Here is a 16,800-nt window from a genome sequence, read left to right as displayed (position 1 = left end):
TCGCGACCACATGTAACCGCTGATCGAAGTAGTCGTTTAAGGAGAGGCAGATATGCCCGTAGTTGTCGTCGAGTCGCCTGCAAAGGCTAAGACAATCAACAAATATCTCGGCCCCGACTACACGGTGCTTGCCTCTTACGGCCACGTTCGGGACCTTCCCCCGAAGGACGGCTCCGTCGACCCCGACAATGATTTCGACATGTTGTGGGAGGTCGCGAGCGATTCCAAAAAGCATGTCAAAGCCATCGCCGACGCGCTGAAAGACGACAACAACCTGATCCTCGCGACCGACCCCGACCGCGAAGGCGAAGCAATTTCGTGGCACCTTGAGGAAACCCTGCGCAAACGCAAGGTGATCAAAAAGGACACACCCGTCAGCCGCGTCGTGTTCAACGCCATCACCAAAACCGCCGTCACCGAAGCGATGAAAAACCCGCGCAAGGTGGACCAGCCTTTGGTGGACGCCTATCTGGCGCGCCGCGCTCTCGACTATCTGGTGGGCTTCAAACTGTCGCCTGTCCTCTGGCGCCGCCTGCCCGGTGCAAAGTCCGCGGGCCGTGTGCAATCCGTGTGCCTGCGCCTGATCGTTGACCGCGAGATGGAGATCGAGAAATTCAACGCCCAGGAATACTGGACTGTGAAGGCAATGCTCGCCAATTCGCGCGGGCAGGAATACGAGGCGCGTCTGACCACTCTGGCAGGCAAGAAGCTCGACAAGTTCGACATCGCCAACGACACCGCCGCTGAACTGGCCGTCGCCGCCGTCAATTCGCGTGATCTGAAGGTCACCAGTGTCGAGGCCAAGCCCGGCTCGCGGAACCCGTCCGCACCGTTTATGACCTCCACCTTGCAGCAGGAAGCCAGCCGCAAATTCGGCATGGGCGCACGTCAAACAATGAGTGCAGCACAGCGCCTCTATGAGGCCGGTCACATTACCTATATGCGGACCGACGGCATCGACATGGCGCCCGAAGCTGTTCACGCTGCCCGCGACGCGATCAAGGACAAGTTCGGCGACAATTACGTCCCCGCAGAGCCGCGCATGTACAAAAACAAAGCCAAGAACGCGCAAGAGGCCCACGAATGTATCCGCCCGACGGTTTTGTCGGCGGATACCGAAAGCCTCAAGATCATGGATGCGGATCAGCGCAAGCTCTATGACCTGATCTACAAGCGCACCATCGCCTCGCAAATGTCCGCCGCGAAGCTGGAGCGGACGACCGTGCTGATCGGCTCTGCCGATGGTCAGGTAGAGCTGCGCGCGTCCGGTCAGGTGATGATGTTCGACGGCTTCCTGAAGGTCTACGAAGAAGGCCGCGACGACGCTGTGATCGACGACGACGACAAATCCCTGCCCCAGATCAACCAAGGCGAGGCAGCCCCTAAGAAGTCGGTCACGCCGGAACAGCATTTCACCCAGCCGCCCCCCCGCTACACCGAGGCGACGTTGGTCAAGCGCATGGAAGAACTCGGCATCGGCCGCCCCTCCACCTACGCGTCGATTGTGACAACGATCCAGGACCGCGATTACGTGACCAAAGAGAAGAACCGCCTAATCCCAGAGGATAAAGGACGGTTGGTGACGGTCTTCCTGTCCAACTTCTTCAGCAAATACGTGGAATATGATTTCACCGCGGCTTTGGAAGAAGAGCTAGACGACGTGTCCGCCGGCGAGCGCAACTACAAGAACGTGCTCGACCGCTTCTGGCGCGACTTCTCCGTCGCGATTGCCGAGGCGCTGGACCTGTCCATCACCGAAGTGCTCGAAAAAATCAACGACGTGCTGGCCCCGCATATCTTCCCGCCGAATGAAGAAGGCACCGATCCGCGCCTATGCCCGAACTGCGGCGAAGGCCGTTTGTCCATGCGCACCGCGCGTTCCGGCGGCGCATTCATCGGTTGCTCCAGATACCCTGAATGCAAGTACACCCGCCCGTTCGGCCCACCGAACCCGGAACTGGAAGCCAGCGCGATCCCCCCCGAAGGCAAACTTCTGGGCGAGGATGAAGGCGACAAGATCTGGATCCATAAAGGCCGCTTTGGCCCCTACGCCCAGCGCGGCGAGGTGACCGAAGAGAACAAAAAGCCAAACCGCCAGTCGATCCCCAAAGAATGGCCGCCAGAAGACATCGACCTTGCGCAAGCCGTGCGCTTGCTGTCCCTGCCGCGCCTGATCGGGCCGCACCCTGAAGACGGGGTGAATGTTTGGGCCAATATCGGGCGCTACGGGCCGTATATCAAACACGCCGAAAGCACGTCGGATCGCGGTGGCACCAACGCCAACCTCGAAAGCCTCGAAGAAGTCTTCGATGTCGGCATGAACCGTGCGGTGCAACTGCTGGCCGAAAAAGTCGCGTCTCGTGGCGGTCGTGGTGCGGCGGCGAAAACCCTACGCGATATGGGTGAACACCCAGACGAGGGTGGTGCTATTTCCATCATGGAGGGCAAATACGGACCTTACGTGAAATGGGAAAAAGTGAACGCCACTGTTCCCAAGGACATCGCCCCCGAAGATCTGACCGTTGATCAGGCGATCCAGTTGATCGTCGAGAAGCAGTCCAAGGGCGGTAAGAAGCGCAAGGCGCCAGCCAAGAAGAAGGCGCCGGCTAAGAAGAAAGCTGCTGCGAAGAAAAAACCGGCCGCGAAGAAATGACCAAGGGGCTGCTGCTTTTGCTGGCAGTCTTTTGTGTGCTGGTCGGGTTGTTGGTTTGGGCCAAATCACGCCCTGCTCCGCTCAGTGCCTCGATACAGCAGCCCGCGATGGACGCTATCGCCCCGCAGACCTTGAATTTGCGCCACGTGTGGCCGACATAGGGTCCAATCAACGGGGACCAATTCCATATGCCAACGCCAAACCCAGACGCTCTCGCGTTCTTGCTGACGCGCCGCTCGCGCCCACATAAAACGCTCACCGGCCCTGCACCAGACCGCGACGCGCTGCTCCCCTTGCTGACCGCAGCGGCCCGCACGCCGGATCACGGAAAGCTGGAGCCATGGCGATTCATCGTGCTGGAACAAGCGGCCCTGCACCGGCTTGCCGCTTTGACCCGCACACGCGGGGCGGACTTGCGATTGGACCCTGATCAAATCGACAAGATTGCAGGCATGTTCGAAACCGCGCCGCTGTCGGTCGCCGTCGTAGCCTCCCCGAAAGCATCCGAAAAAATTCCCGAAATTGAACAAACGCTCAGCGCCGGAGCGGTGTGCCTCGCCCTTTTGAACGCAGCGCTTGCCGCAGGATGGGGCGCCAACTGGCTGACCGGATGGACCGCCTTCGACCGTCCGTTTCTGACCGAGGGGCTAGATCTAAACGAGCCGGAATATGTCGCAGGTTTCATTCATATGGGCACCGAGACTTCCCCCCCACCTGACCGCCCTCGCCCGGACATAAACGCCATCACAACATGGACCCGCACATGATTTTTTCCGACTTCGTCAAAGCATTGGGCCAAATCGGCGACGGGCGCTTTTTGAAGGTGCTGCTCACGGGCGTCGGCCTGACGCTGGCGCTGCTTTTTGTCTTCACAGTGGCCTTCGCGTGGACCGTCGGGCTCGTGGTGCCAGACAGCTTTTCACTGCCTTGGATCGGTGAGATCACATGGATAGATAACGTCCTGTCATGGGCCGTCGTGCCTGTCATGCTCGGGGCGTCTGTTTTCTTGATGGTCCCCGTCGCATCCGCGTTTACAGGCTTGTTTCTGGATCAGGTCGTCGACGCCGTCGAAGCGGAGCATTACCCGAACCAACCCGCCGTTTCCCCTTTGCCCTTAGGCGAGGCACTCACCGAAAGCGCAAAATTCCTCGGCGTCCTTATTGCGGTGAACATCGCCGCACTGGTGCTCTATGTGATCTTCCCGCCCTTCGCGCCGCTGATCTTTTGGGGCGTGAACGGGCTACTTCTTGGCCGCGAATACGCCACGCTCGTGGCACAACGCAGGCTGGGTACGGCTGGCGTACGCGAATTCCGCAAACGCAATGGGTGGCAAATCTGGATGGCAGGCACGTTGATGGCCATTCCATTGACCATCCCCTTCGTCAACCTGCTGATCCCAATCCTTGGCGTTGCCAGCTTCACGCATCTGTTCCACCGGCTATCGCGCTAATGCGGGCTTAGCTGTCGGGGCCGAACCGCTTGTAAAGGTTCATCGTGTCGGCATTGATGTAGCCATAAATGATCGCCAGACACAGCGGCACCCAGATCACGATCGTGATCATAGTGGTGATCGCAAACTTGCGTTTCATCCGCGGGTTCGCCGGTGCAGAGCGCGGTGTTCCGGGGGAAACCTCTCCCATCTCGCTTTGGCTGGGTGTGCCAAAGGGCAGGACGCAAAACAGCACCAGAAACCAGACGACAGCGAACACCACGATGGCAGAGGTTATGGCCATCAGGCTTGCTCCAACTCGACCAAGGTTCCTGTGAAGTCTTTGGGATGCAAGAACAATACGGGTTTGCCATGGGCGCCGATCTTCGGCTCCCCATTGCCCAACACGCGCGCACCGCTGTCTTTCAGGCGGTCACGCGCTTCGATGATGTCGTCCACCTCGTAGCAAATGTGGTGAATGCCGCCGGACGGGTTTTTGTCGAGAAAGCCCTGAATCGGGCTGTTTTCACCCAGCGGATACAGAAGCTCGATCTTGGTGTTCGGGAGTTCGATAAAGACGACCGTCACACCGTGATCCGGCTCGTCCTGAGGGGCGCCAACATTTGCACCCAATGTGTCTTTGTATTGCGCGCAGGCCGCATCAAGGTCCGGCACTGCTATTGCCACATGGTTAAGTCTGCCGATCATCACACTCTCCGTCAGGTTTCCGGTTTGGTTAGGAGGTTATGGCTGCGGCTCCTCGATGCTGCAAGCGGCATCAGGTGCGTAAAATCCGCGCTGTTCACCTTCTGTTAGCCACCAAGGGGCAAGCATGGACGCAGTTACCGACTCACCTTCTTGCTGCCGGAGGCCCAGAATGCCCGATGATATCGCTTTTATGACTCTCACTACCCATGCCACTGCCCAACGCCCGCTGCTGGGCCTCACCGTGCTTGTTGTGGAAGACAGCCGGTTTGCTTCCGAGGCGGTTCGACTGCTTTGTATCCGTTCAGGCGCGCGCATCCGCCGGGCTGACAGTTTAACGGCTGCACGCCGACATCTGCGTGTGTATCGGCCTTCGGTCGTTGTAGTTGATCTGGGGCTGCCCGACGGCTCCGGCGTGGACCTGATCGCGGAGGTTGCCCGCGACGGCAAAACTGTCAGACCTGTGATAATCGCCACAAGCGGCGCAGATGGTGACGGGCTGGCGGAGGCCGCAATCGCCGCGGGTGCTGACGAGTTCCTGCCCAAGCCGATTGCATCGGTATGTGCCTTTCAGCAAACAATCCTCAAGCACCTGCCCGAAGACATGCATCCAAACGGTCCTCGCCTGCTCAATCACGAAGTGGTCGTCCCTGACCCGATAGCCCTCAACGAAGACCTGTCTCACCTGGACGAACTTTTGGGGAGCGGCCTTGACGCGTTGCCCTATGTCGCGCCGTTCCTCCAAGGGCTTGCACGGCTCACCAGTGACGAGAAACTGGCCGAGGTTTCCCGCAAGCTCACGCAAGCGCTGACAAGCGGCGCTGGCCGCCGCGAAGCTATTCAAGCGACGCGCGATCTTATCCAGCAAAGGTTGAAGGTGCGCGAACTGGTTTAAAGGGCCGGATCGCTCGCTGCGCGAACCAAGCCTGTCAATGCGCCCAAGCGTTCGATCTGTTTGCCGTCGGCGTCGAAATTTGACGGGGAAAGCCACGCGGTGAAAGCCTCTTTCAACGCGGGCCACTCTGCGTCAATGCACGCGAACCAAGCCGTATCCCGATTGCGCCCTTTCACCACCGCAGCCTGTCGGAAGACGCCCTCGAAACTGAACCCGTAGCGTTGTGCCGCGCGGCGTGAACCCAGATTAGACGCGTCGCATTTCCATTCAAACCGGCGGTACCCCGCGTCAAATGCCCATTGCATCATCAAGAAAATCGCCTCGGTCGCAGCCACACTGCGCTGCAATTCCGGTGAAAAGTTGATGTGCCCGACCTCGATTGATCCGGCCTCCGGCGAAATCCTGAGATAGCTCGCGACACCGCTGAAATGTCCTGTGACTCGGGGCTGGATCGCGTAGAATACGGGATCATCGCCTTGCGTCACTTCGCGTGCCCATCTGTGGTAGGCCGCCGCAGACGCGAAAGGGCCGTAGGGCAGATAATCCCAAATCGCATCGCTGGCCGAATTCGCCCTGTGCAAATCCGCGGCATGCTGATCCGGCGCCAGCCGTTCAAGCCGGACATATGCCCCCTCCAGACACTCCGCATCAGGCCGTCGTGGAGCCACCCAACCGGACAGCGGTCGGGCGTCGTTGCTGCTCTTGGTCATGTCTTGGTTCCCAGCACATTTATCGACGCCATCCTAATACGGATTGCGCGCTGCCCGAAAGGTTCAAATCTGCCTTAAACTACCGCAAATTGACCAATTTGATACCCGCTCCGCGACGCATTGCTGCCATGTTTGAACGTCACACCTGTCATCAAGCCCATCGGACCCGAAGCATCCTTCGGAACCCGTTTAAGGACTGGAGGAGTATATAATGACCAAGATGTTCACGAGTTTTCTATGCACCGAAGACGGCGCTGCCGTCGTCGACATGACCATGCTGATGGCCGCACTGGTCGGATTGGCCCTTGCCGTCACTGCGTCTGTTTCTAACGGCATGGAAGACCTGAGTGGTGAACTTTCCACGACCATGATCGACCACGACGTAGATCCTGCCTTTTAAACTGCGCTAAGCCAACAGGCCCGGATCATCTGCAAGGTGAAGCCCGGGGAACACCACCGTTCCCAGCGTCGTTTTATCCAGCCCGTAGAGCCCGTGCATCAACCAGGCAATGTACGACCTGACATCGGAGGTCGGCATCAGGTCGCGTCGTGCGTAAAGCGCGGCTTCCTCCAGCCCCGGCCAGTCACCATAAACGCGCCCCCCGCGAATGGCTCCTCCTCCCAAAATCATCGCACCACCCGTCCCGTGATCCGTCCCGCGCGTGCCATTCTCGCGTGCTGTTCTGCCAAACTCGGTGACCGCGACAACCGCAGTCTTCTCCCAGCGCGGCCCCAGCTCGCTTTGCAACGTAAGAATAGCATCCTTTAGATTTCCCAGAGCCCTAGTGATCCCGCGCGTCTGCGCGCGGTGCGTGTCCCAGCCCCCCAGCGAAAACGCGGCAATCCGAGCTTCCTCGTTCAACCGCCGCGCCGCAAAGCTGGCCAAGACAGACGCGTCACCCGCAGCATTCGCCGCCTTCACCGCGGCACGCATGTCGCGGCTCGACATCCCGAAACTATCGTCGCTCGCCAACCCCAAGCTTTCCGCAATCGCCAGCGCATCCATGCTGGTGTCGTGAAACAGCGGGTCATCGTGGTAAATCTCCTCCAGCAGCAACCGCGCCTGAGGGGACATATCCAGACGCCCGTCCGGCGACCAGCTAGACACGGGCGCGCGCCCGGACATCAGCTTCATCTCTGATCGCCCGATAGCAAACGCCGTCTCTGACCCCGCACCGGGCAGCACCTGCAACATCCGGTTCAGCCACCCGTCGCGGGCCTGCGCCCCGTCGACATCTGCGCCTGTCCCCGCCTCCAGCAAATCCTGCCCGTCAAAGTGGCTCCGCTTGTCGCGATAGGGCGTAGACACCGCGTGCGCGACCGCAAGATCACCTTGTTTCCACAAAGGCATCAACTCCGCCAATGCCGGGTGCAGTGCGAAAAAGCCGTCCAATTCGGTGGCAGCACTTTCAAGCGACATCCCCAAACCGGGGCGGTACTGCCGCAACAGCGGGTCCCCGATCGGCCGTACCGCATCCAGACCGTCCATCGCCCCGCGCAGGATGATCACGACCAATCTGTTCTCGCCCGGCGCTTGCGCAAATGTCATAGGCGTCATCAGCGGGCTCGCCGCAGCGGAGCAACCCAACGCCGTTGCGCGCAACAAGAACCGCCGGCGGGTCAATGCATCAGCCATCGCTATCTCCTTTGAAACGCGGGGGAGGCCAAAATCAGCCCGACCCCTTCGCGCCGAGTTTCAGCGGCGCGCGCCGCGAATGTGACCTTCTCGTCAGCCACATCCCCAAGCGCCGCCACAACGAAGCTCCGCGGATCGGGAAGGCTGCGAAATATCGCAGAGGGCGCGGCCATGGCCCATTGAATACGCGCCGCAAGCCCTTGCGGCGTAACCCATGCTTCGGCCTCCTCCGGCCAGCCATCAGGACCAGCGGGCCTGAACCATTGTTGCCCCATTGCGGTCATAGGCCCGGTCACATAAGCGCGCCGTTTCGAGCGGTTGAATTGACGAAGCGATGTCGGCGGAACTTCCAGAACCCGCATCGCCGAGACGATGAAATCAACCGGCTGCTTTACCTTTTGGCCAAAGCTCGACCACGCAAACGGATGGTGCAGCATCGCCTCGTACACCGCCATCAACTCGCCGCCTGTCGCAGCATAGGCGTCGGCCATGTCAGCAATCATGCCCTCGTCAGGCCTGTCGGATGTAAAATGCACAGCCAGCTTGCGCGAAATATGCCGCACGGTGTCAGGATGCAGCGCGACATCATCCAGAAACGCCATGACGTCCTCGACCGCAGGTGGGCCGCCACCATAACTCTGCCCCAACACCGTCTCGGCACCGGGCTCCACAATTTTTGGTCTGAAGACAAAGCCGCGGCTGATCTCCGTCGTCATACCGGTCAGAAGCTCCGCCAATTGCCGGACATCGCCCTGCGCATACGCACCGCCGACCCCCAACGTGTGCAATTCCAGCAACTCACGCGCAAGGTTCTCGTTCAATCCGCGACGCCCCTTGGCCCCGCGCGAGTTTGGCCCGACAGAGGAATTCTGATCCAGATAGTCCAGCATCATCGGGCTGGTCATCACCGCCTTCAGAAGGTCGGAAAAACGCCCCGTAATATGCGGGCGGATTGTCTCTTCGATATACGACGGCACCGCATTACGGGTCAGGTTGTTCTTGCCCACGACGGTAAAATGATCAGCCCAGAACCGCGTCAGGCGCTCGCGAAACGGCTGCTCAGTCGTAATCGAGCGCGACAGCAAGGGGGCCAACGCGCCTTCAAGATGCAGGTTCAGCTCCCGCCGTGCTTGCTTGTAGGCCTTGCTCAGTTCCTGCGCATCAGGGCCTTTGCGCCCCCGCCGCGCCGCCTTTTGCAGCGTGCTGACCTTCGCAAAGGTACCATACAGGTCTGACAGGGGTGTAATCGGAAACTCTTTTGCCGCCAGATCAGCCCCGCGCAACTGGTCCAACACGCCTTCTACAGACGCAGGCGCTGCGATCTCGGGTGCCAGACCTTCGCCAAAGCGAATGGCCGCAATGTCTGGGGTGAACGCCATCGGGCGGCTCTTTCCTCAACTCGGGTTGCTTCAGTTTAACGTATCTCTGACGCAATTCCGTTGAAAAACAATTGACAGTTTCGTCCTGCGGCGCCTTGCCGCCGACAATCCGGGAACTTTCGTCAATGCTCCTGCGTTTTGCAACGAACAGACAGGAGCATTCTCATGGCCGACATTTATACCCTCATCAAAAAAGACCACGACCACCACCGCAAATTGCTGGACCGGATCGAAGACACCTCGGGCGCGTCCGAAGACCGCAAAGCCGCATGGGACGACTTCTATCACGACGTCAAAAGCCACGCCGCCGCCGAGGAGGAGACGTTCTACTCCAAACTCATCTCCAAGACATGGGGGCAGGATGCCGCCCGCCACTCGGTCCACGAGCACCAGCAGCTTGACGACCTGATGGAAGAACTCAACGACATGGATATGTCGCAGGGCGCATGGCTCACCAAGTTCAAAACGCTACGCCACGACTACGAACACCACATCGAAGAGGAAGAAGACGAGGTCTTCACCCGCGCCCGAGAGGTCATTTCGGAATCCGAGATCAAAGGCTACGGCGAAAGGTTCACCGCCCGTAAAGCCGAAGAGCGTAGACTGATCGACGAGAAGCGCGAAGACAGTCTGGAAGACTAGGTTTGAGTGATGCGCGGGCAGAGCCGCCCGCGCGCTCTAATCCTGCGGGATCACCCGCAAGCCCAGCTCCATCAGTTGGTCCGACATCGGCTCGCTTGGAGCGCTCATCATCAAATCTTCGGCACGTTGGTTCATCGGGAACAGGATCACTTCGCGGATGTTGGCCTCGTCGGCCAGCAGCATCACGATGCGGTCGATGCCTGCCGCACAGCCACCGTGGGGCGGTGCGCCGTATTTGAACGCATTGACCATGCCGCCGAAGCGCTTGCGCACTTCCTCTTCGCCGTATCCCGCCAGTTCGAACGCCTTGAACATGATCTCCGGCTTGTGGTTCCGGATCGCGCCCGAGATCAGCTCGTAGCCGTTGCAGGCTAGGTCGTACTGGTAGCCCAGCACGTCCAACGGATCGCCTTGCAGCGCGTCCATGCCACCCTGAGGCATCGAGAACGGGTTGTGCGAGAAGTCGATCTTGCCGCTCTCCTCATCCGCCTCGTACATCGGGAAGTCCACGATCCATGCGAAGGCGAAGCGGCCCAGATCGGTCAGTTTCAGCTCGTTGCCGATCTCAACACGCGCACGACCTGCCACGCCCTCGAACGAGGACGGCTTGCCACCCAAGAAGAACGCCGCGTCGCCGACGCCAAGGCCAAGCTGCTGGCGGATGGCTTCCGTGCGCTCCGGGCCGATGTTTTTCGCCAGAGGGCCAGCGGCTTCCATGCCTTCGCCCTGATCGCGCCAGAAGATATACCCCATCCCCGGCAACCCTTCCTTCTGCGCAAACGCATTCATCCGGTCGCAGAACTTGCGCGACCCGCCGCCGGGCGCAGGGATTGCGCGGATTTCGGTGCCGTCCTGCTCCAAAATCTTGGCAAAGATCGCGAAGCCGGAGCCTTTAAAATGCTCCGACACAACCTGCATCTTGATCGGGTTGCGTAGGTCGGGCTTGTCGGTGCCGTACCAAAGCGCCGCGTCCTTGTAGGAAATCTGCTCCCACTCGCTGTCTACCTTGCGTCCGCCGCCGAACTCTTCAAACACGCCTTGGATCACGGGCTGGATCGTGTCGAACACGTCCTGCTGCTCCACAAAGCTCATTTCTAGGTCAAGCTGGTAGAAGTCCGTGGGCGAGCGGTCGGCACGCGGGTCTTCATCACGGAAACACGGCGCGATCTGAAAATACTTGTCGAAGCCCGACACCATCAGCAGTTGCTTGAACTGCTGCGGCGCTTGCGGCAACGCGTAGAACTTGCCCGGATGCAGGCGCGACGGCACCAGAAAGTCGCGCGCGCCTTCGGGCGAAGACGCGGTGATAATCGGCGTCTGGAATTCCTTGAACTCCAGATCCCACATCCGCTTGCGCATCGAGGACACAACGTCCGAGCGCAGGATCATGTTGCGCTGCAACTTCTCGCGCCGCAGGTCCAGAAAGCGGTATTTCAGCCGCGTCTCTTCAGGGTATTCCTGATCGCCGAACACCATCAAAGGCAGCTCGTCCGACGCGCCCAGAACTTCGATGTCACGGATGAAAACCTCGACTTCACCGGTCGGCAGTTTCGAGTTCACCAGTTCAGGCGCGCGCGCCATGACGTTGCCGTCAATGCGGATACACCATTCGGAGCGCACCTTCTCCACGTCCTTGAACACAGGGCTGTCAGGGTCGGCCAGCACTTGCGTCACGCCATAATGGTCACGCAGGTCGATAAAGAGGATGCCCCCGTGGTCGCGCACCCGATGCACCCAGCCCGACAGGCGAACGTTGTCGCCCACATTGGCGGCGGTCAGGTCGGCACAGGTGTGGCTGCGATAAGCGTGCATGATATGGGGCCCTCTTCGGCGTAAATCTGTATCGGCCCGATACACATGCCCGCGCCTGTAAAGTCAAGCAAACGGGGCGCAAATATGCTGTGCATGTCTATTTATTGACAACACGGCGGGAATCCGGCCCTTTGCGCGCTAAATTGCCGACAGCACGCGGCTTGGATCAAGAAACGGGAAAGCGACATCTATGTGGAACAGACTACTTGGCGCCTTGCTCAAGCAGCTCATCAAGCACGGCACTCTGACGGTTCAACTTAGCTCTGGCCCTACAATCAAGGTGGGTAATGGCGCAGCCCCTTCCGTGACGGTTCGCCTTACCGACGACACGCTCCCGCGGAAGCTTATCCTGAATCCGGAACTGACCATGGGCGAAGCCTATATGGACGGCACGTTGGTCGTTGAAGGCGACGACATTCGCGGCTTTCTCACACTGATGGTACAAAACTTCCAAGATGGAAATTTGCCATTATCGCAATCACTTGCGCGCAGCATCCGGATCGCGAAGCGCAAGTGGGACCAGTGGATTCCACACGCAATCGCCAAGAAAAATGCCGAATACCACTACGACATTTCCACCCCGTTCTATTACCTGTTTCTGGACGAAGACCGGCAATACACCTGCGCCTATTACAAGGATCCGTCCTTTACACTTGAGCAGGCTCAGGTCGCCAAAAAGGCGCATATCGCAGGCAAATTGCTGATCAAGCCGGGCATGAAAATCCTCGACATCGGCTCTGGATGGGGCGGTCTGGCGATCACCTTGGCGAAAGAATACGGCGCTCAGGTTGTCGGCGTGACGCTTTCTGACGAGCAACGAAAGGCCGCTGTTCAACGTGCCGAAGAGGCTGGCGTCTCGCATTTGGTCGAATTTCGACTGCAAGATTACCGTGACGTCACGGAACAATTCGACCGCATTGTTTCCGTTGGGATGCTCGAGCATGTCGGCCAGCCGCAATACCCGACCTACTTCCGCCAGATCGAAAAAAACCTGAAGGAAGACGGCGTTGCCCTGATCCACTTCATCGGGCGTACAGGCCCTCCCGGCAACCTATCGCCTTGGTTTCAAAGGTATATCTTCCCGGGCGGTTACACCCCGTCCTTGTCGGAGGTTGTCAGTGTGGTCGAGAAAACCAAATTGGAAGCCGCCGACATCGAGGTTTGGCGCACCCACTACGACCGCACGCTTTACGAGTGGTTAATCCGGTTCGAGGACCGCTTGGACGAGGTCCGCGCCATGGGCTACGACGAGCGCTTCATCCGCATGTGGCGCTACTACCTGATCGCGTCGGAACTCAGCCTGTCTGATATGCCGCATGTTTTGTATCACGTGCAGCTGCACAAACACCAAACCACGGTGCCGATCACGCGGGATTATCTTTACGTGGACGGCGCGTCAGAGCCGCATTCGGCCTTTCCCGACGGGTTTGTTCCAAAGAAGTAACTTACGCTCGATAAGCGCCCCGCCTTCCTTTCAGAAAATCGGGGCGCTTGCCTGACGAATTGCCAGTGCAGTGCGAAAGCACCAAAGAATCTCAAATCCCTTTCCTACATGCCCTTGCGCCCACTTGGTGGACTCCTTAAACCCGCGATAATTTGCGCAATCTGGGGTCCGTGACATGCCGAAAAGAACCGATATCAAATCCATCATGATCATCGGCGCAGGCCCCATTGTTATCGGGCAGGCCTGCGAGTTCGACTACTCCGGCGCTCAGGCCTGTAAGGCCCTGCGCGAAGAAGGTTACCGCGTCATTCTGGTGAACTCGAACCCCGCCACGATCATGACCGACCCCGACATGGCCGACGCCACCTATATCGAGCCGATCACCCCCGAGGTTGTCGCCAAGATCATCGAGAAAGAACGCCCCGACGCATTGCTGCCCACCATGGGTGGCCAAACGGGCCTGAACACCTCGCTGGCGCTTGAAGAAATGGGCGTATTGAAAAAGTACAACGTCGAAATGATCGGCGCCAAGCGCGAAGCCATCGAGATGGCCGAGGACCGCAAGCTGTTCCGCGAGGCCATGGATCGCCTTGGCCTTGAGAACCCCAAAGCCACCATCGCCAACACCATGCAGGAATGCATGGACGCCATAGAATACGTTGGCCTGCCCGCCATCATCCGCCCCGCCTTCACCCTTGGCGGTACTGGCGGCGGCGTCGCGTATAACCGCGACGACTACGAACACTTCTGTAAAACCGGCCTTGATGCGTCCCCCGTCAACCAGATCCTGATCGACGAGTCGCTGCTCGGCTGGAAAGAATTCGAGATGGAGGTCGTGCGCGACCACGCCGACAACGCCATCATCGTCTGCGCGATTGAAAACGTGGACCCGATGGGCGTCCACACTGGCGACAGTATCACCGTGGCCCCCGCCCTGACGCTGACCGACAAAGAATACCAAGCCATGCGCAACGCCTCCATCGCCGTTCTGCGCGAGATTGGCGTCGAGACTGGCGGCTCCAACGTGCAATGGGCCGTAAACCCTGCCGATGGCCGCATGGTGGTGATCGAAATGAACCCCCGCGTGTCGCGCTCCTCCGCTTTGGCCTCCAAGGCGACCGGCTTCCCGATTGCCAAGATCGCGGCGAAACTGGCCGTAGGCTTCACGCTGGACGAGTTGGACAACGACATCACTGGCGTGACACCCGCCAGCTTCGAGCCGACCATCGACTACGTCGTCACCAAAATCCCGCGTTTCGCCTTCGAGAAATTCCCCGGCTCCGAGCCGTATCTCACCACCGCGATGAAATCCGTGGGCGAGGTCATGGCCATCGGTCGCACCATCCACGAGTCCATGCAAAAGGCGCTCGCCTCCATGGAAACCGGCCTCACCGGCTTTGACGAGCCAAAGGTCCCCGGCATGCCCACGCCCGATGCGCAGGTGTACAAAGACCAGGACGGCACCCGTTTCCTTGTCGGCAAGGACGCCGCCGCGCAGGAAGCCATCGACAAGGCCCTGACCCGCGAGCTGGCCAAGCAAACCCCCGACCGCATCCGCGTCATCGCCCATTCCATGCGCTACGGCTTCTCGGATGACGAGATCAACCAGATCACCGCCTATGACCCGTGGTTCCTCGCCCGCATCCGCGAAATCATCGAGGCCGAGGACGTCGTTCGCAAGGACGGCCTGCCAACGACAGAGGACGGCCTCCGCGACCTCAAAATGCTCGGCTTCTCCGACGCCCGCCTTGCCAAGCTAACCGGCCAAACCGAAAAAGACGTCCGCCGCGCCCGCCAGAACCTCGGCGTCACCGCCGTGTTCAAACGCATCGACACCTGCGCCGCCGAGTTCGAGGCGCAGACCCCCTACATGTATTCCACCTACGAATCCCCGATGATGGGCGAGGTCGAATGCGAGGCACGGCCCTCCAATGCCAAAAAGGTCGTCATCCTCGGCGGTGGCCCCAACCGCATCGGTCAGGGCATCGAGTTCGACTATTGCTGCGTCCACGCCTGCTACGCGCTGACCGCGCAGGGCTACGAGACCATCATGATCAACTGCAACCCCGAGACGGTCTCCACCGACTACGACACCTCCGACCGCCTCTATTTCGAGCCGCTGACCTTCGAACACGTCATGGAAATCCTCCGCGTGGAACTCGAAAACGGCACCCTCCACGGCGTCATCGTGCAGTTCGGCGGCCAGACCCCGCTGAAAATCGCGCAGGCGCTGGCCGACGAGGGTATCCCGATCCTCGGCACCTCCCCCGACGCCATCGACCTCGCTGAAGACCGCGAGCGCTTCCAGCAGCTCGTCCAGAAACTTGGGCTGAAACAGCCCCATAACGGCCTCGCCCATTCCGACGAGGAGGCCTTCGAGAAGGCCAAGGAAATCGGCTTCCCGCTGGTGATCCGCCCCTCCTACGTGCTGGGTGGCCGCGCCATGGAAATCGTGCGCGATCAGGCGCAACTCGAACGCTATATCTCGGAGGCCGTGGTGGTTTCCGGCGACAGCCCCGTGCTGCTCGACAGCTACCTGTCCGGCGCGATCGAAATCGACGTCGACGCGCTGTGCGACGGTGAAGCCGTCCACGTCGCGGGCATCATGCAGCATATCGAGGAGGCCGGCGTGCATTCCGGCGACTCTGCCTGCTCGCTCCCGCCCTACTCCCTGTCGGGCGACGTTATCCAGCAGCTCCGCGATCAGACCAAAGCCTTGGCGCTGGCCCTCAACGTGGTCGGCCTGATGAACGTGCAGTTCGCCATCAAGGACGACACGATCTACCTGATCGAGGTCAACCCCCGCGCCTCGCGCACCGTGCCTTTCGTCGCCAAGGCCATCGGCTCCCCCATCGCGTCCATCGCGGCGCAGGTCATGGCCGGTGCCAAGCTGGGCGACTTCGACCTGATCGACCCGATCATCGACACTTTCGCGGTGAAAGAGGCCGTCCTCCCCTTCGCCCGCTTCCCCGGCGTCGACACGATCCTCGGCCCCGAAATGCGCTCTACGGGCGAGGTCATGGGCTCCGACAAGACCTTCCACATGGCTTTCCTCAAGGCACAAATGGGCGCAGGCACCGATCTGCCGCTGAACGGCAAAGGCAAGGTTTTCATCTCCATCCGCAACGAGGACAAGACCCCCGACATGCTGGAGGCCGCGCGCGAGCTATCCGCCCTCGGTCACCCCCTCGTCGCCACCCGCGGCACGGCGGCTTGGCTGGTGGGTCAGGGCTTGGACTGCGAGACGGTCAACAAGGTCTATGAAGGCCGCCCGAACGTCGTCGACCAGATGAAAGACAAGATGATCTCGCTGGTGCTAAACACAACCGAGGGTTCGCAAGCCGTCGAAGACAGCCGCGAAATCCGCAGCATCGCCCTCTACGACAAAATCCCCTACTTCACGACGGCTGCGGCGGCCCATGCGTGTGCATTGGCGATGAAGGCACGGGTTGAGGGTGAAATCGGGGTTATGGCGTTGCAGGGATAAGTGCAACG

The 16,800-nt window shown here is 60.0% G+C and carries 14 protein-coding genes; 8 read left to right on the top strand and 6 right to left on the bottom strand.

The window, feature by feature from the left end:
* The first annotated feature begins 52 nt into the window (after nt 1-52).
* The 3 genes from topA to BDE40_RS00670 all read left to right on the top strand — a co-directional run bounded on the left by topA (nt 53) and on the right by BDE40_RS00670 (nt 4,103).
* Nucleotides 53-2,653, top strand: coding sequence for a type I DNA topoisomerase (topA, locus tag BDE40_RS00680; RefSeq protein WP_134011889.1), 2,601 nt, complete (start codon nt 53-55; stop codon nt 2,651-2,653).
* Between the two features lie 188 nt (nt 2,654-2,841).
* The gene (locus tag BDE40_RS00675; RefSeq protein ID WP_134011887.1) at nt 2,842-3,420 is read left to right on the top strand and encodes a nitroreductase family protein; all 579 of its coding nucleotides are present in this window, start codon (nt 2,842-2,844) and stop codon (nt 3,418-3,420) included.
* The gene (locus BDE40_RS00670; protein WP_134011885.1) at nt 3,417-4,103 is read left to right on the top strand and encodes an EI24 domain-containing protein; all 687 of its coding nucleotides are present in this window, start codon (nt 3,417-3,419) and stop codon (nt 4,101-4,103) included. Before BDE40_RS00675 ends, BDE40_RS00670 begins: the two co-directional genes overlap by 4 nt.
* Nucleotides 4,104-4,110: 7 nt before the next feature.
* On the opposite strand, the gene BDE40_RS00665 is transcribed toward BDE40_RS00670, so the two are convergent.
* Together BDE40_RS00665 and mce are read right to left on the bottom strand one after the other, a co-directional pair.
* Nucleotides 4,111-4,386, bottom strand: a complete 276-nt coding sequence (locus BDE40_RS00665; protein ID WP_073143273.1) for a DUF1467 family protein — start codon at nt 4,384-4,386, stop codon at nt 4,111-4,113.
* Nucleotides 4,386-4,790, bottom strand: a complete 405-nt coding sequence (gene mce / locus BDE40_RS00660; protein WP_073143270.1) for a methylmalonyl-CoA epimerase — start codon at nt 4,788-4,790, stop codon at nt 4,386-4,388. Before mce ends, BDE40_RS00665 begins: the two co-directional genes overlap by 1 nt.
* Before the next feature lie 169 nt (nt 4,791-4,959).
* Here mce and BDE40_RS00655 point away from each other — a divergent pair, with 169 nt between their 5' ends.
* The gene (locus tag BDE40_RS00655) at nt 4,960-5,682 is read left to right on the top strand and encodes a response regulator (RefSeq protein WP_246030317.1); all 723 of its coding nucleotides are present in this window, start codon (nt 4,960-4,962) and stop codon (nt 5,680-5,682) included.
* Here the strand turns inward: BDE40_RS00655 and BDE40_RS00650 are convergent.
* The gene (locus tag BDE40_RS00650; RefSeq protein WP_134011881.1) at nt 5,679-6,392 is read right to left on the bottom strand and encodes a GNAT family N-acetyltransferase; all 714 of its coding nucleotides are present in this window, start codon (nt 6,390-6,392) and stop codon (nt 5,679-5,681) included. The two genes, BDE40_RS00655 and BDE40_RS00650, sit on opposite strands and share 4 nt — an antisense overlap.
* A 211-nt stretch (nt 6,393-6,603) precedes the next feature.
* On the opposite strand from BDE40_RS00650, the gene BDE40_RS00645 reads away from it, so the two are divergent.
* Complete coding sequence (locus BDE40_RS00645) at nt 6,604-6,792, top strand: hypothetical protein (protein WP_134011879.1); 189 nt, start codon at nt 6,604-6,606, stop codon at nt 6,790-6,792.
* Nucleotides 6,793-6,798: 6 nt separating this feature from the next.
* Here BDE40_RS00645 and BDE40_RS00640 read toward each other — a convergent pair whose 3' ends face one another.
* Nucleotides 6,799-8,028, bottom strand: a complete 1,230-nt coding sequence (locus BDE40_RS00640; protein ID WP_134011877.1) for a DUF1501 domain-containing protein — start codon at nt 8,026-8,028, stop codon at nt 6,799-6,801.
* 2 nt (nt 8,029-8,030) lie between these two features.
* The gene (locus BDE40_RS00635; protein ID WP_134011875.1) at nt 8,031-9,407 is read right to left on the bottom strand and encodes a DUF1800 domain-containing protein; all 1,377 of its coding nucleotides are present in this window, start codon (nt 9,405-9,407) and stop codon (nt 8,031-8,033) included.
* 165 nt (nt 9,408-9,572) lie between these two features.
* Between BDE40_RS00635 and BDE40_RS00630 the strand changes: the two genes are divergently transcribed.
* The gene (locus BDE40_RS00630) at nt 9,573-10,049 is read left to right on the top strand and encodes a hemerythrin domain-containing protein (RefSeq protein WP_134011873.1); all 477 of its coding nucleotides are present in this window, start codon (nt 9,573-9,575) and stop codon (nt 10,047-10,049) included.
* 36 nt (nt 10,050-10,085) lie between these two features.
* Here BDE40_RS00630 and aspS read toward each other — a convergent pair whose 3' ends face one another.
* Complete coding sequence (gene aspS, locus BDE40_RS00625) at nt 10,086-11,861, bottom strand: aspartate--tRNA ligase (protein ID WP_134011871.1); 1,776 nt, start codon at nt 11,859-11,861, stop codon at nt 10,086-10,088.
* Between the two features lie 190 nt (nt 11,862-12,051).
* Here aspS and BDE40_RS00620 point away from each other — a divergent pair, with 190 nt between their 5' ends.
* Entirely contained in the window at nt 12,052-13,305 is a 1,254-nt protein-coding gene (locus BDE40_RS00620; protein WP_134011869.1) for an SAM-dependent methyltransferase, read from the top strand.
* A 175-nt stretch (nt 13,306-13,480) separates the two neighbouring features.
* Nucleotides 13,481-16,792 (top strand): carbamoyl-phosphate synthase large subunit, encoded by a 3,312-nt coding sequence (gene carB / locus BDE40_RS00615; protein WP_134011867.1) that lies wholly within the window; start codon nt 13,481-13,483, stop codon nt 16,790-16,792.
* Nucleotides 16,793-16,800 lie beyond the last annotated feature (8 nt).

The sequence above is a fragment of the Litoreibacter halocynthiae genome (assembly GCF_004365635.1).
Classification (GTDB): domain Bacteria; phylum Pseudomonadota; class Alphaproteobacteria; order Rhodobacterales; family Rhodobacteraceae; genus Litoreibacter; species Litoreibacter halocynthiae.
Note: the sequence above shows the minus strand (reverse complement) of the source record. Positions and strands in the feature narration are given on the sequence as shown.

Excerpts from the sequence above, each read along its gene's own strand:
- BDE40_RS00630 (WP_134011873.1), top strand. The coding sequence starts at position 9,573 with ATGGCCGACATTTATACCCTCATCAAAAAAGACCACGACCACCACCGC.
- carB (WP_134011867.1), top strand. The coding sequence starts at position 13,481 with ATGCCGAAAAGAACCGATATCAAATCCATCATGATCATCGGCGCAGGC.
- BDE40_RS00665 (WP_073143273.1), bottom strand. The coding sequence starts at position 4,386 with ATGGCCATAACCTCTGCCATCGTGGTGTTCGCTGTCGTCTGGTTTCTG.
- BDE40_RS00645 (WP_134011879.1), top strand. The coding sequence starts at position 6,604 with ATGACCAAGATGTTCACGAGTTTTCTATGCACCGAAGACGGCGCTGCC.
- BDE40_RS00635 (WP_134011875.1), bottom strand. The coding sequence starts at position 9,407 with ATGGCGTTCACCCCAGACATTGCGGCCATTCGCTTTGGCGAAGGTCTG.
- mce (WP_073143270.1), bottom strand. The coding sequence starts at position 4,790 with ATGATCGGCAGACTTAACCATGTGGCAATAGCAGTGCCGGACCTTGAT.
- BDE40_RS00640 (WP_134011877.1), bottom strand. The coding sequence starts at position 8,028 with ATGGCTGATGCATTGACCCGCCGGCGGTTCTTGTTGCGCGCAACGGCG.
- BDE40_RS00650 (WP_134011881.1), bottom strand. The coding sequence starts at position 6,392 with ATGACCAAGAGCAGCAACGACGCCCGACCGCTGTCCGGTTGGGTGGCT.
- BDE40_RS00670 (WP_134011885.1), top strand. The coding sequence starts at position 3,417 with ATGATTTTTTCCGACTTCGTCAAAGCATTGGGCCAAATCGGCGACGGG.
- BDE40_RS00655 (WP_246030317.1), top strand. The coding sequence starts at position 4,960 with ATGCCCGATGATATCGCTTTTATGACTCTCACTACCCATGCCACTGCC.
- BDE40_RS00620 (WP_134011869.1), top strand. The coding sequence starts at position 12,052 with ATGTGGAACAGACTACTTGGCGCCTTGCTCAAGCAGCTCATCAAGCAC.
- topA (WP_134011889.1), top strand. The coding sequence starts at position 53 with ATGCCCGTAGTTGTCGTCGAGTCGCCTGCAAAGGCTAAGACAATCAAC.
- aspS (WP_134011871.1), bottom strand. The coding sequence starts at position 11,861 with ATGCACGCTTATCGCAGCCACACCTGTGCCGACCTGACCGCCGCCAAT.
- BDE40_RS00675 (WP_134011887.1), top strand. The coding sequence starts at position 2,842 with ATGCCAACGCCAAACCCAGACGCTCTCGCGTTCTTGCTGACGCGCCGC.